Below are 18,576 nucleotides of genomic sequence, written 5' to 3' on the forward strand. Positions count from 1 at the left end.
GTCTTTTAAGATATATATAACTTCTATATTTTATTAACCTGAAAAATAAATTTTTTAAACAGCACCAAAAAGAAAAATAAGAGAAAGATAATAATGGTAAACATATTACCATCATCATATAACTAAACACAACAGGTGAATTTGATATTTAATTATTTTAAACAGCCAGTAAATTAATTAATTAATTGATTTGTTTAACATAAATCATAAATCCATCCTCTTCAAAGCTAAATTCAAATTCTACATCCATTGAATTTGCCTCCAATAATAGATTTTTTAAATGTTTAGATTTTTGTGAAACTCCAGTAAAATCACTATCATAATTTCACAATAATTATTTAATGACTTTGTTTTATTTATAGTTAACTGTACAAAAATTAAAGATAATTTTAATTAATGTTCATTATTTTACATGTCAAAATTGACATTTTAGCTATTCATTCAATTTATACAAAATAGGAAAATATAGAAGTTTAAAATACCAAAATAATAATCCACTTCCAATAACTTATAAAACAAAGCTGAATTAGCTAATTTTGAAAAATCAGAATTATTAATTATTAAAAATTATGTAAAGCCAAAAAATAATGCTTCAAACTATAAAACAGAAAGTTTAAAAAAATAAAATAAAAAAGAAAAGACATTAAAGTCTTTGCTGTGTTTCATCCCAATCTTTGGATTTTGCAGGTAATTTCTTAAGTATAACAGTAAAGCCAATTAGAATAACAGCTAAAATAGCTAAAATACTTAATTCTACAATTGAACCTGAAGATATAACTCCAAACAACCCACCAATCCATACAAATCCTAAAACAATCGGAATGATATATTTAATTGCAACTATCCACCATTTACCAATTTTTAAGGTTTTACTATTTTTATTAAGTGATGGAATGATTTTACTTGCATCAAATATCCATGCAAACAATATACATTCAAATATAACCCCAATCAGCAGAGCTATCTGATTTAAAAATGTATCAGCTATTCCCAGAATATATGAACCCATAGCTGTTGCATAAATCATTGAACAGGCCCCACCAATAATACATAAAACAGTTACTGTTTTATTACGTGACCAGCCAAACTTATTTTGAATAGATACAGATACCGGTTCAAGCAATGCTAAAACACTTGTTATACCGGCCAAATATACTGTAAAGAAGAATAACGGTCCGATAATATTAGCTATACCACCAAGCACATTAAATACTTCAGGATATACAATAAATACCAAACCTGTCCCCTGAGTTACCAAATCAGGTACTGCCACACCGCTTTGAAGTGACATATATCCGAGAATTGAAAACACACCAATAGCTGCAAAGTTTTCAAAACCGCAGTTTGCCACTGCAACATACAAAACATTTGAAACCAGATCAGAGTCATCCTGAGCATAGCTGGCATAGGTAAATGCAATACACATTCCCAAACTTAGGGAGAATATAATCTGACCAAATGCAGCCATCCAAATATTAAAATCAGCAAGCAAACTCCAGTCAGGATTAAAGAGCTGTGAAAGTCCGATACCTGCTCCAGGTAATGTCAATGAAAATATTACAATACCAATCATTATTATAAATAACAGAGGCACCAGTGCTTTTGAAACCCTGCCTATTCCGTCTTCCAGGTTTCTGTGTGAAATAAACCACAATATAAACCATCCTGCAAGAATTGATACAGCTATTACCGGCACAACACTTGCAATACCGCTGACAGATTCTGTTGATTGCAAAAATGTATTTGTAAAGTAATTGTTGGGATCTGCTCCCCATCCCTTAAATGCAGAGATAATTACATAAAATCCGTCCCATCCGAGAATGGAAATATAATAAACCAGAATCATAAAAATAGCTACCGGTAAAAACCAGCCTAAATATTCCCATTTCTTTGAAATGCTTCTAATTGCCTTTGGAAAAGAAGATTTGAAATTATATCCAACACCATATTCCAAAATCAGAAATGGAATACCTAAAATCAGTACTGCTGTAATATATGGAATGTAAAATGCTCCTCCACCATTGCTATAGAGAACATAAGGAAATCTCCAGATATTACCAAGTCCGACTGCAGAACCTATCATAGCCAGCAGAAATGAGATATTGCTTCCCCATTCATTTTTTTCATTTGCCATAATATCACTTCAATAAAAAATTAAAATAGGATTAAAGTCTCTGTTTGACTTCATCCCATTCGCCGGATTTTGCAGGCAGTTTAGTAAATATAAATGTGGCACCAAGTAATATTACAGTTAAAATAGCCAGAATAGCCAATTCCAACATGGACCCTGAGGAGATAACTTCCAAAATTCCTCCAATCCATACAATTGCAATGAAAATCGGCAATACATATTTAACTACAACAAGCCACCATTTACCTAATTTAATTGATTTGCTTTTTGCATTGAGTTTAGGAATAATGTTTTCTGCTTTAAATATCCAGGCAAATACAATACATTCAAATATAACACCAATTAAAATAGCTATCTGATTAACAAATGTATCGGCTATTCCCAGAATATATGAACCCATAGCCGTTGCATAAATCATTGAAACCGCTGCACCGAAGACACATAAAACAGTCATGGTTTTATTACGTGACCAGCCGAATTTGTTTTGGATGGAAAATGATAAAGGTTCAATTGTTGATAAAATACTTGTCAGACCAGCTAAATATACTGTAAAGAAGAATAACGGTCCAATTACAGAAGCCCAATCTCCAAGTACATTAAATACAGTAGGATATACAATAAATACCAAACCTGTTCCCTGAGTTACCAAATCAGGCACTGCCACACCGCTTTGAAGTGACATATATCCGAGAATTGAAAACACACCAATAGCTGCAAAGTTTTCAAAACCGCAGTTAGCTACAGTTACCCACAATGCATTGGAAACCAAATCTGAATCATCCTTGGTATAGCTTGCATAGGTAAATGCAATAGACATACCTAAACTTAATGAAAATATCATCTGACCAAATGCAGCCATCCAAATATTGAAGTTAAGCAACAAACTCCAGTCAGGATTGTACAGCTCTGCAAGTCCAATACCTGCACCAGGTAATGTTAAAGAGAAAAGTACAATAAAAATCATTATAGCAAATAATAAAGGTACTAAAACTTTAGAAACCCTACCTAAACCTTTTTCCAAGTCAGTATGGGAAATGACCCACATTATAACCCATCCTACAAGCATTGCAATAGCTACAAAAGGCACAAAAGTACCAAGACCACCTAAAGTATCATTTACCTGAAGGAAACTGCCTGTGAAATAGGCATTTGGATCAGCTCCCCAGCCTTTAAATGCTGAGATAATTACATAAAATCCGTCCCAACCAAGAATAGCTGAATAATAAATAAGAATCATGAAAACAGCTACTGGTAAAAACCAGCCTAAATACTCCCATTTCTTTGAAATGCTTTTAACCGCTTTTGGAAAAGAAGATTTAAAATTATATCCGACACCATATTCCAAAATTAAAAAGGGAATCCCCATAATCAAAATTGCAACAATATATGGTATGAAAAATGCTCCACCACCATTACTGTACAAAACATAAGGATATCGCCAAATATTTCCAAGTCCAACTGCCGAACCTATCATAGCCAACAGAAATGACAGGTTACTTCCCCATTCGTTTTTATCTTTCGTTTTCGCCATAAAAAATCAACTGCGATAAAATTAAATTTATTGTTATTAATTCAACATTATTACTTTAGTAGAAAATACTATATTAATTATATACATTTAATTCAGAGATTAAGTGAATAAAAATTAGTTAAAATTTAAAATAAGTTGAATAAAATTTTATGAAAAAAATAACAGGTTATATAAAAAGAATTTGGAAAAAATATGATTCTGGAAATTTTAATAAAAAAAGTTTAAGTTAATGATTAACTGCATAATGGATCATCCCATTTGTAATACTCTATAAATGATTTTTTTGGAAGTTTAACATATTTTTTTAACATGTCCTGCCAAATTTTTTCAACTTCATCACTAGAAACATATTCTTTTTTAAAACAATCCAATAAAATAGTTGCAGTTGTAATATGGCACAAATTATACTTCTTTACATATTTACAAATATCTCTAAAATTATTACTTGCAAGAATTCCATTATTAACTATTGCAAATGCTATAGTACTTAGTTCACCTTTACCTCCATCATCATCTTCAGTGATAAATGTAATATAATATTCCATAACTTCATCATCTACATCAATATCTTTAACAATGACAAAACCTTCATCTACCAAATTACTAAATCTTTCATATATACACTTTGGAGTTTTATCATTTAAAAATTCTATATTTACTTGTGCTGAAACAATTATGCTGGAAAATTCCTTTTTTAATAAATCAATTCTATCTACTACTAAAAAAGAAGATAAACAATCAGTATCATAAAAAACTGGTTTATTATTCATTTAAATCTTGTCTCCCACATTTGTTAAAAACCAGATCACCCCTGCAACCATCAAGTAATAATTCCCTCTTTTTACCATCAGAAAGTCCGCCTAATTCATCAATATGATTAATCATCTTAAGATAATTGCCTAAAACAAAAGGAATATCCTCTTTAAAAGCAGGTTCATATAAATCATTCAAAAAACCTCTTTTTTTAGATTCATTACTTAAATTTATGTTATTGTATTCATCTACTGAAAATCCTAATTTATTAATGCGAAATAAAAATGCTTGATGACTAATCTGAAAATATTGTTCAGCAGCAATAATATTATTCAAATCCCAATGATTAATCTCATTGATTTTCATGTATCTCCTTAATCCTTCATCAGTCATTAATAAAAATGATGCAAAAGAATCTGCTTCAACTTCAGAATCATTTTTATCATCATTACAAATAATAATATCATTAATATCTTCAAATAATAAATGATATAATTCATGAGCTAATGTAAACTTTTGTCTACCTTTAGAATGATTTGAATTAATTCCAATAATAGGTATATTTTCTTCATTAATACACAAACCACTAGTATTTTTAGACATAGGATAAATCAATATTGATAATTTAGAAAATTTAGACAAAACAATTGAAAAAATATCTAAAGGCCCATAAGCATCAATTTCCCAATCTTTTCTTAAATCAACAGCCAAAGAATTTAATTCCAAATCAGATTTCAAGTTAACCCTCCAATTCTTTTTGTTTTTTATGTAAATATTTCAAATTTTTATATAGCTTATTTATTGATGCAATACATTTTAAATCCGCAACATCAATCTTTTTACTACGAAATGCATAAGACTTTGGATGAAAGCTATCATCCAAACCCAAAAGATACTGTTCACTACATCCAAATAATGCACAAAGTTTATCTAAAATTGTTAAAGACATTGGTCTTTTTCCAGCAGCTATTTGAGATAAATATGGTTGAGATATGTCTAAATATTCTGCTAAATTTTTTTGACTTACTCCCATATTCTCCCTTAAAAATTCCATCCTTTCTCCAACAATTTTATTATCAACCACCATATTTATGCCTCCTATAAATATCTAATAATATTTTGTAATAAAAATAATATAAATTTTTTTATTTTTTATTGCAAAAAATATTAAAAAGAATAAAAAATAGTTAAATTACAGATAACAAATTTAAATTAAACTAAATTTATAAATAATACTTATAATAGTTAATTAAAATCAAAAAATATATTTTTGATAAAGATGCTGCTGAATAAATAATCAGATATTACTAAAAATTAATTATCCTAATTTAAATAATTTTATTTGCAGTTAAACCTATCTAAATTTCCATCTAAACATTCCCCAAGATTTATTTTTAAAATATATACCACCACACTAAACATTTTAATATTAAGTTCAATAAGTATATATAGTTTGTTTAAGTGATTTTGAAAAATTGATACGAAATAATAAAATTGTAGTGATTTGAAAAAAAGACAGGTTAATCAAAAAACCATGCCATAATAAACATTCATAACTTCTGCAATAATTAATAAAAATAATATATCTCACCAATTAATCCAGAAAAAACATTTATCGCAAACATCCAATCGGTATAACTTTTACACCGTCAGCTCTAGTGTATGCCATTTCACCACCAGTTATAACAGCTAAAAAACTTGGTTCTTCCAAATCAATTTTTTTGTTCTTAACACTATTTTTAATTAATTTTCTTAATTTGAGTAAATTTTCTGCTCCCTTATCAATTTCCATGTTGCCTAATTTAAATTCTATTAATGCATATCTCCCATCACTTAAATATACTACGCAATCCGCTTCAAGACCGCTGTCATCATTGTAATACAATACTTCTCCATTAACTGAACTTGAATAAACCAATAAATCACGTATGCACAAGTTTTCAAATATGAATCCAAAGGTTTCAAAGTCCTTTAATAATTTTTCAGGAGTTAAATTAAGACTTGCTACAGCTATTGACGGATCTATGAATTCCTTTTTAGAAGATTTTCTGATAGTATTTGCCGATCTGATATTTGGTGACCATCCATGAATATTTTGAATAACATATAATCTTTCAAGAGCATCAATATACGAATTATATGTAGGTGCTGATATATCCCCATACTCTGTTTTTATATCTTTCATAAGTGTTTTTTTAGTTGCCAGTGTTGAAATATTTCTGGAATAAGATTTTAAAATAGCTTTTACCCTTTGAGGACTGCGTTTAACTCCATCCACCTTTGAAACATCACTATTGCATATTATATCAATGTAATTTGCTACAACAGCCAATTGCTGTTTTTTTGTTTTTTTGTTTAGTGACTCCGGCCAGCCACCTCTGCAGGCAACAAATATCAAATCAGATATTGATAAATCTGAAGTTATGCCGTCGATGTTTAAATCTTCATCATTAAATAAATCCATCAGTGATATTGCTCCCGTAGATTCGCCGCTTTCATATAAACTCATTGGTCGCATTACGATTCTTTTTATTCTGCCTGCTCCTGAATGCATAATTTTACTTTCATCAACTATTGCTGAATCTGTTAGAATATACAGTCCATCTTCATCTGATTCATCTACCAAATATCTTACTGCATCCCACAGTTCCGGTGCCATTTGCCATTCATCAATTAGCATCGGTTTTTCACCTTTTAATAATTCTATAGGATTTGTGTCTGCAAGTTTTAAATAAGATTTTCCATAAACAGGATGCTGTAACTCTTTTAAGCTATTACATTGTTGTTTAGCTGTTGTAGTCTTTCCACACCACTTCGAACCAGTTATTAATACTGCACCCATGTATTCTAACGATTCTTTTAATTCCCGGTCTGTATATCTCGGCAGATATTTTTTCATGACAATCCCTTTTTTATACTTTTCATCTAATTTATTTTATACTTTTCATTAGATTTATTTTATACTTTTCATCAATACACATTAAAAATGTGAAAATTCCACAAATTATGATGATTTAAAATAGCAATTTACTTAATAAAATCATTTCAAAAAAAGTGTAAAGCAATATAAAAGATTTTTTAGCTAATTTAAAAAATAGGGTTAATCAGAAAAATGAATCAACCCAAATACCAATATGTTCAGTAACATGGCCTTCAATAAGTGCTGCAATAATCAGCAGAAAACAGGAAAACACCATAAGAACAACAGACTGTTTTAAATAAATCCTGTTTAACTTCCAGGAATTTTTAGCTCTTAATTTAAAACCCGGAACCTCATTTCTAGTAGTGTCAATTGTTTTTAAAAATCTCCATATAAACAGAAACAACAAAACACCTGCTGCTGATTCAAAAATCAAAGCAGGAATTTCAAAGATTTCATGAGGAACAATTAAAGCAATAAACATCAGACTCATGCGAAAAGGATCCATACTTACTACTTTTCCGCCAACAGAATACTCGAAATGGCTAAAAAGAATATAAAACGGCATGATGAAAAATCACCGTTACTGATATGCAACATCAGAAAGACAGATAAGCTTCATGATATTAAACCTAAGGTATAGTGGACCTAAACAGCCAACATTATTTGATTATTAAAAATTATTAATATGCATAATAGTTTTTATAGGAGTAAATTTTAACAACTATATTTATATAAATCTCTATATTCAGAATACTTATCTAACATAATACCATAACTCTCATATTCCATAGCTTTGATTTCATCACCTAACTCAATATAACAATCTCTAATGTAAAAATAAACCATTAACTCAACTTTACCATATTTTAAAGATAATTCAAAAAAATGTTTTGCTTTGTTATAGTTGTTTAGACGCCAACAAACTTGACCATGTAAAAAATAAATTTCAGCATCGTTTTTAAATATTTTAGAACTGAATTCTATTCTTTTTAATGCTTTATCATAAGCTTTTTTATCTACATAATATTTAATATAATTCAAATGAGCATATCTATACTTGGGACTCAATCTCAGTGCGTGATGAATGTCTCTAATATGTCTTTTTTCATTAAATGTAAATTTAAGGTTATATGCTTCAGTTTTTTGTCTATTTGAAGATGATTTTTTAATCACATGGTTAAGAAGACGGTTAGTATAATGAATATCATCATCACTAATCAAATTTGCTTTTAAAAGATAAGATTCATATTTACATTTTTTAGACCCAGATATTCTTAATTCTTCAAGAATATTTAATGCAAACTCCTCATAGCCATGTTTATAAAAGCAAGGTGATGTTAAAATTCTCATATCATTTTTATTATCTGAAATGGACATTAAATCCTCATAAACTCCTTTTGCTAAATTAAATTTACTCATAGCTAAATGTAAATCCAATAATAAATATTTTGAGTAAATATCATCATGTTTTACTAAATATTTTGATAATTCTAACAAAGATTTCATTTTATCAAATTCTGAAAATATCAAAGATTTATCAAGAAACCTTCGCCCATCATCTTTTTTTTCATCTATTTTCGCAAATAATAATTCTGCTTCATCATAGTGACAGTTCTCACATACTAATAATGCTTTACTATATAATGCTTCATAAAAGTTAGGAAAAACTTCCAATACTTCATCGTAATATTTACAACTATTTTCATAGTCACCTAATAATCTATAACAATTGCCTAAATTTACTTTTGCTTTTACAAAATATTTATTTTCAATCAATGTTTTCTCATAGTAATCCATTGCATCAAAAATTTGATTTAAAGAATGATATGCATGACCTAGATTAAAATATAAATGATCTTTATAAATTATTTCATTTTCATTTTTAGATAAATTTTTAACAACAATTTCATAATTATCCTTAGCTTTTTCAAATTCACCCAAGTTCATCAAATCAGAGGCATACATGACTCTAGCATTATTATCATTAGATTTCAAAGATTTTTCATAGGATTCTTCAAATAACTTCAATTCCCCATATTCACAATATGAATGACCTAACATTGCATAATATGTATCATCACCAATATCAATCAGCTCAGGATTATATAAATTATCAAATTTTTCATTAAAAATTTTCTCCAAAGCTTTCCTTAATTCTTTAAATGAATGATATCTATTATTAGGATTTTTTTCCAAACATTTCTGAATAATATTATTTAGTTCCGAATTTAATTTGGGAATCACAGTATTTTGGTGTATATCATACCAGTCTTTTGAACCATCATTAACAAATGGATTAACTCCATCATTAACTAATTGATATAGAACAACACCAAAACTATATATGTCTGATTCTACACTTCGTTTACCCATAAAAACTTCTGGAGCCATATATTCCAAAGTTCCACAAGCATCATTTGAATTATAATATTGATTAACAAGTTTTTCATCTGTTGATTCAAACAATTCTAAAAGACCAAAATCAGTTATTTTAACATTATTGAAGAAAATCAGAATATTATCTGGTTTAATATCCCCATGAACTTTAATACCAGAATTATTTATAAATTCCATTCCATGACAAAATTGTATTGACCAGTCTAAAATTTGTTTTAAATTTAATGGATCGTGTAGGTAATGTTTTAAAGTTTGTTTTCCATTTACTGGAACTATCGGCTCTAATATTAGAAAAGGTCTTTCATCAATAATTGTAGCAATTATTGCAGTAACAATATTTGGGTGAGGTTTTAATTTAATCCATTCTAGGGATTCTAATTTAAACTCATCAAAGGCATTTTCTTCATTGATAAATTTATCTTGAAATGTTTTTAAAGCCCAACATTCGTTTGTTTCAATATTGCGAACTAAATAAACTACACCTAAGCCAGATTCGTTATTTTTATTCTTTTGGTTGTTCCCACCAAAAATCATTATTACTTCAAATATTTCGCCTAACACATCACCAATTTTAATATTTCTAATCATGTAAATCCTCTAAACTCTGATAACATCCATTTTATATAACTACATTATTTTCACTTTATCAGCAATTAAATAGTTTATTTTTTAATTCTTATTTAGAATAGAACTTTTATTAAGATAACTCTCAACTAAAATCATATTAATTTGTTCATCAACTAATTTAGATATTTGTCTAGTGTTAACTAAACCATCTGCATATTCTCTAAAAAAGTTAATTATTTTTTGTTTATCAATTAACTCTTTATCTTCATTAATTAATAAGTCATATTTTTCATTAACCTTATTTACAAGAATTTTATCAACAGCATATTTATCTAATTTTTTAAATTCAATTATTTTATCAAATCTAAAAAATAATGAATCACCAATATTATTCCTAATATCATTAACATTAAGGTAATTTGAAGTACAAATAATTATTGAATTTTTTAAAGAAACTTTATAATTTGAATCTTCAAATATTCCTTCATCAAATAATTGATAAAAAGCATCATGAAAAACTTTAGCAGCTTTATCAAATTCATCTAACAATATTATGTTAGATTCACGTTCAAGTAAATCTCTTGCAAAAGATGCTTGCATATGTGCACCTCCAAAAAGATATTCAGAAAATTTATTATTTTGAAACATTGAAAATTGTTTCCTAAATAATTCATCACCTATAATTTCAGATAAAAATTTTGCGGTTTCAGTTTTTCCAACACCTGACATGCCATAAAAAAGTAAACAAATAGGTTTATCGTCGTTATATCCTTTAAGTAAATCATACAATGAAATTAATAATTCATTTTTAACATGGTCTTGTCCAATTATTCTTTCGTTAAATTTCTCATTAATTCTTAAGAACTTTTTTGAGGTTAATTTAGGATAATCATAAACTTTAATTGTGACATCATCATAAGTGTTTTCAATCAGTCGTTTAATATTTTCAGGAGGGTTCTGAAGATAAATTTCACCAAATTCAAATGTTTTCAAAAGGCTATCAAAATTCTGTATAGCACTTTCACTTATCCCAGAATAGTTTTCAGAATATCCTACTAAAAAATCATAAGAATTATAATATCTAGTTTTTTTACCATCAGCAATTTTTACAAGATCATTTAATAGCAAACTATCTCCACAAGGAATAAACTCTTCAAAAGCTTTTTTAGGACCCATGAAAATGTTTATATTAACCATGAATAATCCCCGCTAAAATTACATCATAAACTTTAAGTTTAGTTTTACGATTGTATTTATTTTTTAATTCTTCAATATTATTTGGAATACCTTCATTAGGGTTTAATTCATTGGAAATATCTAACAAATATTCGTCAGTTTCACCTACAAAAATACTATAATATGTTAAATCCATCTTAGTCAAATCAGAAAGAGTATAATTATTTCTAAAAGAATTAATATTAAATCTTAAAACAACTTTATCTTCACCGTCTTCTGCAATCATCTCATAATATCCTTTCCCATCTTCAAATACATTATCCATTGAAGAAATATTAATGGGCAGATTCGTACCATCTGACAAATTATCAGAAAATATCTTTAAGAATGGCGTGAACATCTTAAAATATGCAAAAGAATTAGGGTATGCACTTACAGAATAATTATTGAATTCAATGATTTCATCTGAATTTAATTCTTCAATAAAATCACTCAATAATGAACTAGTAATTGTTTTTTGAATAATTGTGGTATCAGAATCTCCATAACTCAAATTTCCTTCGGCTTTAGCAGTTCCGATTAAAAATGGTAATTTGGCCCATAATTTACCTTTAAGGGATAAATCTTTAATTTTTGTATTTTCATTTAATTCTTTATTCATTTCATCTAATATTCCACCATTTTTAATAATTAAATAATCAGTTGCTGAAATTTCATCAAAATAAATGATTTTAATAACTTTGGATTTATTTTTTTTATCATTACTCATTGTTACACCATCTAATAATACAATAACCTTTTAAATACAAAACTAAATTTTATAAAATTTTATTTTTTAAATTTTTCGACTAACACCAATTATAGAATGTATTTAACTTAAAAATATTCATTTTGTTAAATCAATTTTCTGTTTTTAAAATAATTTCGTGTAAAATCTAATGAGGCAGTAGATATTGCCTTTTACTTTTCATAATGGTTTGTTGATGCCATTTTACTTTTTATTGGTATAATATTTATTAATGCTCGTATAATTATTGTTCAATTAGATACGAACTATAACTGTTCAATTCGTAGTTTGTCTTAAAAGACTCTTTCAAAAACTTTGTTGATTTTCAAAATCGTTTTTTCGATTTTGGTTCCAAATTAGATCTCTGCGATATATTCGTTTTAAAACTCCTCATTTGATTTTGAATGTTCGTTTTCTTGATTATGGGATTGTTTTTTGAAAGGCATTTTCAATTTTGTTACTTGTTTTTTCAATTGCCTTATCTTTTAAGTGATAAATGAAACTTTTATATCCTCTTGGAAAAAGGAATTTTCTAATTATTTTATAAATAAGTAGATAAAAATCATCTTCACGATAAATTAAAGACAGTACTTCATTTTTGAATTCAATATAATCATTTAAATCGAATAAATCTTTAATCATTTTAGTTGTTTGTGACATTCTTTTGTATTCTTCGTCTGAAATACGATTGTTGTCTTTAAAATTTTTTAATTGTTTATTTAAACTTTTTTTTAGTATGAAAAATACATAATTGGTGTTTAAAAACTAGTTTTTGGATAATTGAGGAATATTTTTTATCTAAAATTGTTGTGATTGCTTTTTTATTTTTATTTACTGTAGATTCTCTTAAAAACTTTTCAACAATTGTTTCATCTTCAGTATCGTAAATTATATCAGATACAATACAATTAGAAATAAACTCAAGTAATGTGTGGAGATATTTACATTCTCCATTGATTTTTATCTATTCAACATCAAAGACATAATAACTCAAGCAACACCATAAATCAAATTCTAAAATGTTTTCATTAACAAAAAGCCAATTTTCAATTGTTTGATGTGAAACACTAATTCCAAAAAACTTTTAAAATGATTTACAAGCATTTTTCAAACTTCCCAAATAATCCTAAATTAAATGTTCAGATTCATTTTTCAATTCGTTCGTAAAATTACTATTTATATCAACAAGACTTGTTAAATCAGTTTTTGAAATGTTTTACTGCAACGTTTGCAAATATAACGCTGAACCTTTACCATAGTTTTTCCTATTTCTTTAAATACTAATGTTATTTTTGTAAAATCATATTTAACTACATACAGAGTTCTAAAATGACGGCACCTGGCTAAACTCATTTTAAAATAATAAACCTCCTTTTTAAAACTTAAATCAAAAGATTTTAGGGTTTTTGACAGAATTTAAAAATTTTCACAAAACGAGAATCTGAAAGGACAAATCCATCATCAAAATCACAAAATATATATTGTTTAACATCTAAAATATTATTTAAAGTAAATTTTTTTGATTTTGCATGATAAAAACTTTTACTCCAACCTTTTATTAAATTTAACTATTTTTAAACATAATTACAAAATCAAAACTAAATTTCCTCAAAAAATTTTAAATCAACAAAGTTTTTGAAAGAGTCAATATAATTAATATCAAATTACCAGCTATACTTATAACTATTTTCTAATTCATACTCCTAGAATTTAAAGAAAGAATTACCCAAAACATATCCCATAATTTCCAATAAATTACCTGACCACATTTAAATATGTTCAGCATTATACCTGAAACTTTACATCAATAAGTAATATTACATTATATAATAATTAATTTGTTTAATTTATTTAAGTAATCATCAGATAAAGTGCTATAAGTATAAAATTTTGTGTTTGATGTAGTATTAGACCAATAAATAACATTTCAAGATTTCATTCAGTGATTTTACGAAAACATGAAGTTATTTCTAAAAATTTTAATTGAAATTCATTCAATAAATGTTTTTGAGAGTAAATTTCATTAATTTTATCCAAATCCAATAAATTAATCATTATAAAATCATTAACTGCAGGTTTATGTTTTCCCATCTTTAAAATTTCATTTTTAATTGATAAAAATGATTCTATTTGTTCTAAGTCCAAAATAGTTTTCTTACCAATTACATTTAATAAATCATTGCTAAATAGATAAGTCATTAAGTCAGAGCATCTCTGTTAATTTCATCATTATTAAAAGTAATTGGAAATGAATCTATAATTAACCAGAATATTGCTAAAATATTTATTGAAGATATAAAATGCTTTTCAAACCGTTTTAATTTATAGTTATGAAAATCATCATCAAGATTTGGCTAAATTATATATAAAAATTTTCTCTACCCTTCACATATTATAATAATTCCATAAAACTTCATTATTACATTTAATGAATTACAAATTGCTGATTTAATAGCATGGTTCTATTCTCAAAAAATTGAACATAACAACAATGAAGTTGTAACTATTTGAAGATTAAAGAACCTATACAATGCACCATTCGTCTAAATATTATAATTAACTCTTTTTTTAGTTACTTTGTTAATTGATTAAATATACATCCGATACATTCTAAAAAATTAAAAAATAATTAAGCATATATAAAACTCATTAATTTAGTGAAATCAGCAGAATAATTTGCTGATTTTATAATGTATTGTATATTAAAAGATTTTATGAAAATAAAAAGGTAAATTATATTAAGTAATAGTAAAATATATACAATTGAAGTTAAATTCTGAACTGCTTCAAAAAAATATTTTATAAAAGCTTTGTGTTGATTAGGTGGATAATTGTGTAGGAAATTTCTCCACCTTTTCTATGTTGGACGGGGTTTTGTAAAAATGATAGGTTGTGTAACCCCGTCCACTTATTCTTATTTTATGAATTAGCTAGTGGATAATTAGTTTTTTATTTATTTGAAGATTTCTATACTTTATCAACTAAAAATTGAAAAAGTCTGAAAAAGCTTGTTTTGTTTTAAAAAAAAAGAATTTGTAGAAAAAACAGATTATTCCCAATAATATAAATACTAAAAATCAAACCAAAACTTTTCATTAGGGGCTTTTAAGTCTATTTTTTCAGTAGTTTCAACCATTTCATAGATTTTACTTGCAAAATAAATATCATGTATGGAAATACCAATATTATATGCAATAATTCTTTGTTTATCACTTGTTCTACCTTTAGCTTTACCAGTTAAAATATCTGTGACTTCATGACATTCTTTGAATTTATCAAAATATTTAAAATGTTTTACATGCCCTATATCATCAACAAATACTTTATCAAAGAATAAATCACAATTTGTAAAGCCTAAAGTATGTATAGGTACAACTAAGCAACCTTCTTTAAAGCAGTCATCAGAACATACATCTTCTTTAATTGTGGTAACTGCCGAAATTATTACATCACTATTTTTAACTACCTCATCAGCATTATCTTCATAACAGAAATCAATATTGTTAAATTGATTAAAATCTTCTTTGAAAAGTTGATGCTGATTTTTGTATTTTAATAATTTTATTTTAAAATTTCTTTCAGGAAACAAAGCAAGTAAAATTTTTAATGTTGCTCTTGCTGTATTTCCAAGCCCAATTATTCCTATCTCTTTAAAATCATCAGTAGCTAATAATTTTATTGAAAGAGCTGCAACTGCACCAGTTCTTACAGCAGTGATGAAATTTGCATCCATCAATGCTAATGTAGATCCATCTGTTAAATCATATAATAACAAATTACTATCTAAACTTGGTTTTCTTTTAGGATATCTTGTTACAATTTTAACTCCCGCCCTATTAAGTGTTGGAATAACTGACGGCATAATATTATAAAAAACACCGTCAATATCTGGTTTCATACTAATTTTAGGAGGCAGCAATGTAGTATTTTTATTTTGAACTACTTCCTTTGCCCATTCATAACAATCTAATGGAGACATATTTAATTTTTTAATATCTTCAAATGTTATTATTTTCATTTAAACACCTCTAAAATCTTTAAATTTAATATAACTTAATATTGAACTGGAATTGTGACATTATTACTTTTTAATGCTTCTTTTAAAACTATTAAAAAGTTGTCAATATCTTCAACATCAATAGCTCCTAAAGAACAAAGTCTAAATGTTTCATTATCTGATATTTTTCCGGGATATATTGTAAATCCCCTTTCCTGACAATAATCATGAACTTTATCAAAGGACCAATTATCATCTTTTGGATATAATACTGAAGCTACAAGACCAGACTGAATTTCTGGTTTTATTGCTTCTTTAAAACCCAATTCTTTTAATCCCTCTTGGATTCTGGCCATTACTCTTTGATGACGATTCCATTTATCTTGTTCACCTTCATCATAATACTCTTTTAATGCTTGTATAGCTGCATATACTGTTTGTACAGGTGGTGTAAAATGCATTTGCCCTGTTTTTTTAAAGTAATCATATTGTAAATATAAATTACAATAATATGATCTTTTAGGATAATTTTTTGATTTACAAATTTCTTCCTCATTTCCTATGATAAATGAAAGCCCTGTCATTCCCATAATACCCTTTTGAGCTGATGCCATACAAAAGTCAATATTGTCTTCTTCCATATCTATTGGTATCATAGCTAGTGACGATGTGGTATCTACTACAAATATTGCGTCGTAGTCATGTGCTAATTGACCTATTTCTCGAATAGGATTTAAAACTCCAGTTCCAGTTTCATGGTGTGTTGTATAAACCATTGCAATATCTGGATTTTCATCTAATGCTTTTTTTACATCATTTAAGTTTGGTTGTTCGTAAACTGATGATTTTAAGTTAATATGTGGCATTCCATAATATTCACAAACTTCAACTGCTCTGGAACTATATGCACCATTATTTACAATTAAAATCTTTTTATCTTCAGGCAGTAATGAATTTAAACAAACATCAATATTTACTGTTCCAGATCCACAAAATAATACTGTTGTGTATTTTGCTGGGTCTGCATGAACTGTACCTAATAAATCTATTCCTAATTGGTACATTTTATCTCCAAATTCTTCTTCACGCGGACAAATATCAGGTACTATTTGTGCCATTTTAACTGTATCTGTAGTAGTTGCCGGGCCGGGATTTAATAATACATTTCTTTTAACCATATTATCACTTTTCTAAAAATTTCATTAATGCTTCTTTATTTTGAATTGGTGTAGTTGTAGGTCTTCCAAGATCTTTTCTATTGCCTTTTTTTACTTGTATTTCTAACATTATTGGACCTTTTTCACCATTAATTTTATTTAATACTTCTTTTAAAGACATTCTATCTTTAATACTAAATACTTTTTTATAATTTAAAGCCTTTGCAATTTCGGGAATGTTTATTTGTAAACCTACTGTTGGTTGACCTCCAACTGAATCATGAGCTCCATTGTTAAATATTATATGAATATAATTTTCTGGATGTTTACTTCCAATAATTGCCATTGAGCCCATGTGCATTATAGCTGCTCCATCTCCATCAAAACAGCATATTTTATGGTTTGATTTTTCTAGAGCGATTCCTAAAGCAATTTGTGATGCATGACCCATAGATCCAACAGTTAAGAAATCCTTTTCGTGACTTTGATTGCTGTTTGCTCGGTATTCAAATAATTCTCGTGAAATCATACCAGTAGTTGATACAATTACGGCATTTTCATCCAGTGAGTCTGCAACTATTTGAATAGCTTCTTCACGAGACATTTCTAAATTTTCATATTGTTGATTATTTTGAAGTTTATAATCTTCAAATGTATCTTTTTCAACAACAAATGCAAAAGATTCTTTTGTTTTAGTCATATATCCAATTACATCATTTAATTGATTTGTAAATTCATTTTCATCTTTACTTAATATTGTATACTTTATTCCCATTGTTTCAAGTAAAGGAAGCGTTACTTTTCCTTGTTTTATATGTTGAGGTTCGTCATGAACTCCAGGACGACCCCTCCAACCAATAATTAAGAGTATTGGAATATTATAAACTTCTTTATCTGTTAATGAAGCTAATGGATTGATAATATTACCTTCACCTGAATTTTGCATATAAACAACTGGAATTTTACCAGTAGCCAAATAATGCCCAGTAGCTAATCCCATTGCTGCCCCTTCATTTGCTGCAATAATATTATGATTTTCATCTTTATTATCTTCAATATACGCACAGATATTTTTTAATAAAGAATCTGGAACCCCCGTAAAGAAATTTATATTGTTTTCCTCTAATTTATCAATAAAAAATTTTGGAGAAATCATA

Annotated in this window: 14 protein-coding genes and 1 pseudogene; all 15 read right to left on the reverse strand. The window is 27.2% G+C overall.

The genetic code is table 11. The features are described from left to right. Positions 1–643: 643 nt before the first annotated feature. The 15 genes and pseudogenes from ACMC9J_RS01280 to aepY all read right to left on the reverse strand — a co-directional run bounded on the left by ACMC9J_RS01280 (position 644) and on the right by aepY (position 18,575). Positions 644–2,134, reverse strand: a complete 1,491-nt coding sequence (locus ACMC9J_RS01280; RefSeq protein ID WP_427003413.1) for a sodium-dependent transporter — start codon at positions 2,132–2,134, stop codon at positions 644–646. 31 nt (positions 2,135–2,165) lie between these two features. Then, on the reverse strand, positions 2,166–3,662 hold the full coding sequence (locus tag ACMC9J_RS01285) for a sodium-dependent transporter (protein WP_427003414.1): 1,497 nt from the start codon (positions 3,660–3,662) through the stop codon (positions 2,166–2,168). A gap of 233 nt (positions 3,663–3,895) precedes the next feature. Next, positions 3,896–4,432 (reverse strand): nucleic acid-binding protein, encoded by a 537-nt coding sequence (locus ACMC9J_RS01290; RefSeq protein WP_304129432.1) that lies wholly within the window; start codon positions 4,430–4,432, stop codon positions 3,896–3,898. Beyond that, the gene (locus ACMC9J_RS01295) at positions 4,425–5,153 is read right to left on the reverse strand and encodes an ImmA/IrrE family metallo-endopeptidase (RefSeq protein WP_019265368.1); all 729 of its coding nucleotides are present in this window, start codon (positions 5,151–5,153) and stop codon (positions 4,425–4,427) included. Before ACMC9J_RS01295 ends, ACMC9J_RS01290 begins: the two co-directional genes overlap by 8 nt. Position 5,154: 1 nt before the next feature. Then, positions 5,155–5,502 carry a helix-turn-helix domain-containing protein gene (locus tag ACMC9J_RS01300; RefSeq protein ID WP_019265367.1) on the reverse strand — a complete coding sequence of 116 codons (348 nt, stop codon included), beginning with the start codon at positions 5,500–5,502 and terminating at the stop codon, positions 5,155–5,157. Between the two features lie 525 nt (positions 5,503–6,027). Then, positions 6,028–7,314, reverse strand: coding sequence for an ATP-binding protein (locus ACMC9J_RS01305; protein WP_427003415.1), 1,287 nt, complete (start codon positions 7,312–7,314; stop codon positions 6,028–6,030). Between the two features lie 205 nt (positions 7,315–7,519). Then, positions 7,520–7,864, reverse strand: a pseudogene (locus ACMC9J_RS01310) (stage II sporulation protein M); the annotation flags it as partial. A 188-nt stretch (positions 7,865–8,052) separates the two neighbouring features. Continuing rightward, positions 8,053–10,323, reverse strand: coding sequence for a protein kinase domain-containing protein (locus tag ACMC9J_RS01315; protein ID WP_427003416.1), 2,271 nt, complete (start codon positions 10,321–10,323; stop codon positions 8,053–8,055). A gap of 81 nt (positions 10,324–10,404) precedes the next feature. After that, positions 10,405–11,499: an AAA family ATPase gene (locus ACMC9J_RS01320; protein ID WP_427003417.1), complete on the reverse strand. Its 1,095-nt coding sequence runs from the start codon at positions 11,497–11,499 to the stop codon at positions 10,405–10,407. Next, entirely contained in the window at positions 11,492–12,247 is a 756-nt protein-coding gene (locus ACMC9J_RS01325) for a DUF6414 family protein (RefSeq protein WP_427003418.1), read from the reverse strand. The genes ACMC9J_RS01320 and ACMC9J_RS01325 overlap by 8 nt, the downstream gene beginning before the upstream one ends. 438 nt (positions 12,248–12,685) lie before the next feature. After that, positions 12,686–12,925, reverse strand: a complete 240-nt coding sequence (locus ACMC9J_RS01330) for a hypothetical protein (protein WP_427003419.1) — start codon at positions 12,923–12,925, stop codon at positions 12,686–12,688. Positions 12,926–14,200: 1,275 nt separating this feature from the next. Further along, entirely contained in the window at positions 14,201–14,464 is a 264-nt protein-coding gene (locus ACMC9J_RS01335; RefSeq protein ID WP_427003420.1) for a hypothetical protein, read from the reverse strand. 871 nt (positions 14,465–15,335) lie between these two features. Further along, the gene (locus ACMC9J_RS01340; RefSeq protein WP_427003421.1) at positions 15,336–16,283 is read right to left on the reverse strand and encodes an ornithine cyclodeaminase; all 948 of its coding nucleotides are present in this window, start codon (positions 16,281–16,283) and stop codon (positions 15,336–15,338) included. 35 nt (positions 16,284–16,318) lie between these two features. Beyond that, positions 16,319–17,440 (reverse strand): 2-aminoethylphosphonate aminotransferase, encoded by a 1,122-nt coding sequence (locus ACMC9J_RS01345; RefSeq protein WP_427003422.1) that lies wholly within the window; start codon positions 17,438–17,440, stop codon positions 16,319–16,321. A gap of 4 nt (positions 17,441–17,444) precedes the next feature. Beyond that, complete coding sequence (aepY, locus tag ACMC9J_RS01350; protein WP_427003423.1) at positions 17,445–18,575, reverse strand: phosphonopyruvate decarboxylase; 1,131 nt, start codon at positions 18,573–18,575, stop codon at positions 17,445–17,447. Position 18,576 lies beyond the last annotated feature (1 nt).

Source organism: Methanobrevibacter intestini (genome assembly GCF_047402955.1).
Lineage (GTDB): Archaea > Methanobacteriota > Methanobacteria > Methanobacteriales > Methanobacteriaceae > Methanocatella > Methanocatella intestini.

Coding starts and splice junctions, on each gene's coding strand:
- ACMC9J_RS01330 (WP_427003419.1), bottom strand. CDS start 12,925: ATGTCACAAACAACTAAAATGATTAAAGATTTATTCGATTTAAATGAT.
- ACMC9J_RS01280 (WP_427003413.1), bottom strand. CDS start 2,134: ATGGCAAATGAAAAAAATGAATGGGGAAGCAATATCTCATTTCTGCTG.
- ACMC9J_RS01315 (WP_427003416.1), bottom strand. CDS start 10,323: ATGATTAGAAATATTAAAATTGGTGATGTGTTAGGCGAAATATTTGAA.
- ACMC9J_RS01300 (WP_019265367.1), bottom strand. CDS start 5,502: ATGGTGGTTGATAATAAAATTGTTGGAGAAAGGATGGAATTTTTAAGG.
- aepY (WP_427003423.1), bottom strand. CDS start 18,575: ATGATTTCTCCAAAATTTTTTATTGATAAATTAGAGGAAAACAATATA.
- ACMC9J_RS01325 (WP_427003418.1), bottom strand. CDS start 12,247: ATGAGTAATGATAAAAAAAATAAATCCAAAGTTATTAAAATCATTTAT.
- ACMC9J_RS01340 (WP_427003421.1), bottom strand. CDS start 16,283: ATGAAAATAATAACATTTGAAGATATTAAAAAATTAAATATGTCTCCA.
- ACMC9J_RS01335 (WP_427003420.1), bottom strand. CDS start 14,464: ATGACTTATCTATTTAGCAATGATTTATTAAATGTAATTGGTAAGAAA.
- ACMC9J_RS01345 (WP_427003422.1), bottom strand. CDS start 17,440: ATGGTTAAAAGAAATGTATTATTAAATCCCGGCCCGGCAACTACTACA.
- ACMC9J_RS01285 (WP_427003414.1), bottom strand. CDS start 3,662: ATGGCGAAAACGAAAGATAAAAACGAATGGGGAAGTAACCTGTCATTT.
- ACMC9J_RS01305 (WP_427003415.1), bottom strand. CDS start 7,314: ATGAAAAAATATCTGCCGAGATATACAGACCGGGAATTAAAAGAATCG.
- ACMC9J_RS01290 (WP_304129432.1), bottom strand. CDS start 4,432: ATGAATAATAAACCAGTTTTTTATGATACTGATTGTTTATCTTCTTTT.
- ACMC9J_RS01320 (WP_427003417.1), bottom strand. CDS start 11,499: ATGGTTAATATAAACATTTTCATGGGTCCTAAAAAAGCTTTTGAAGAG.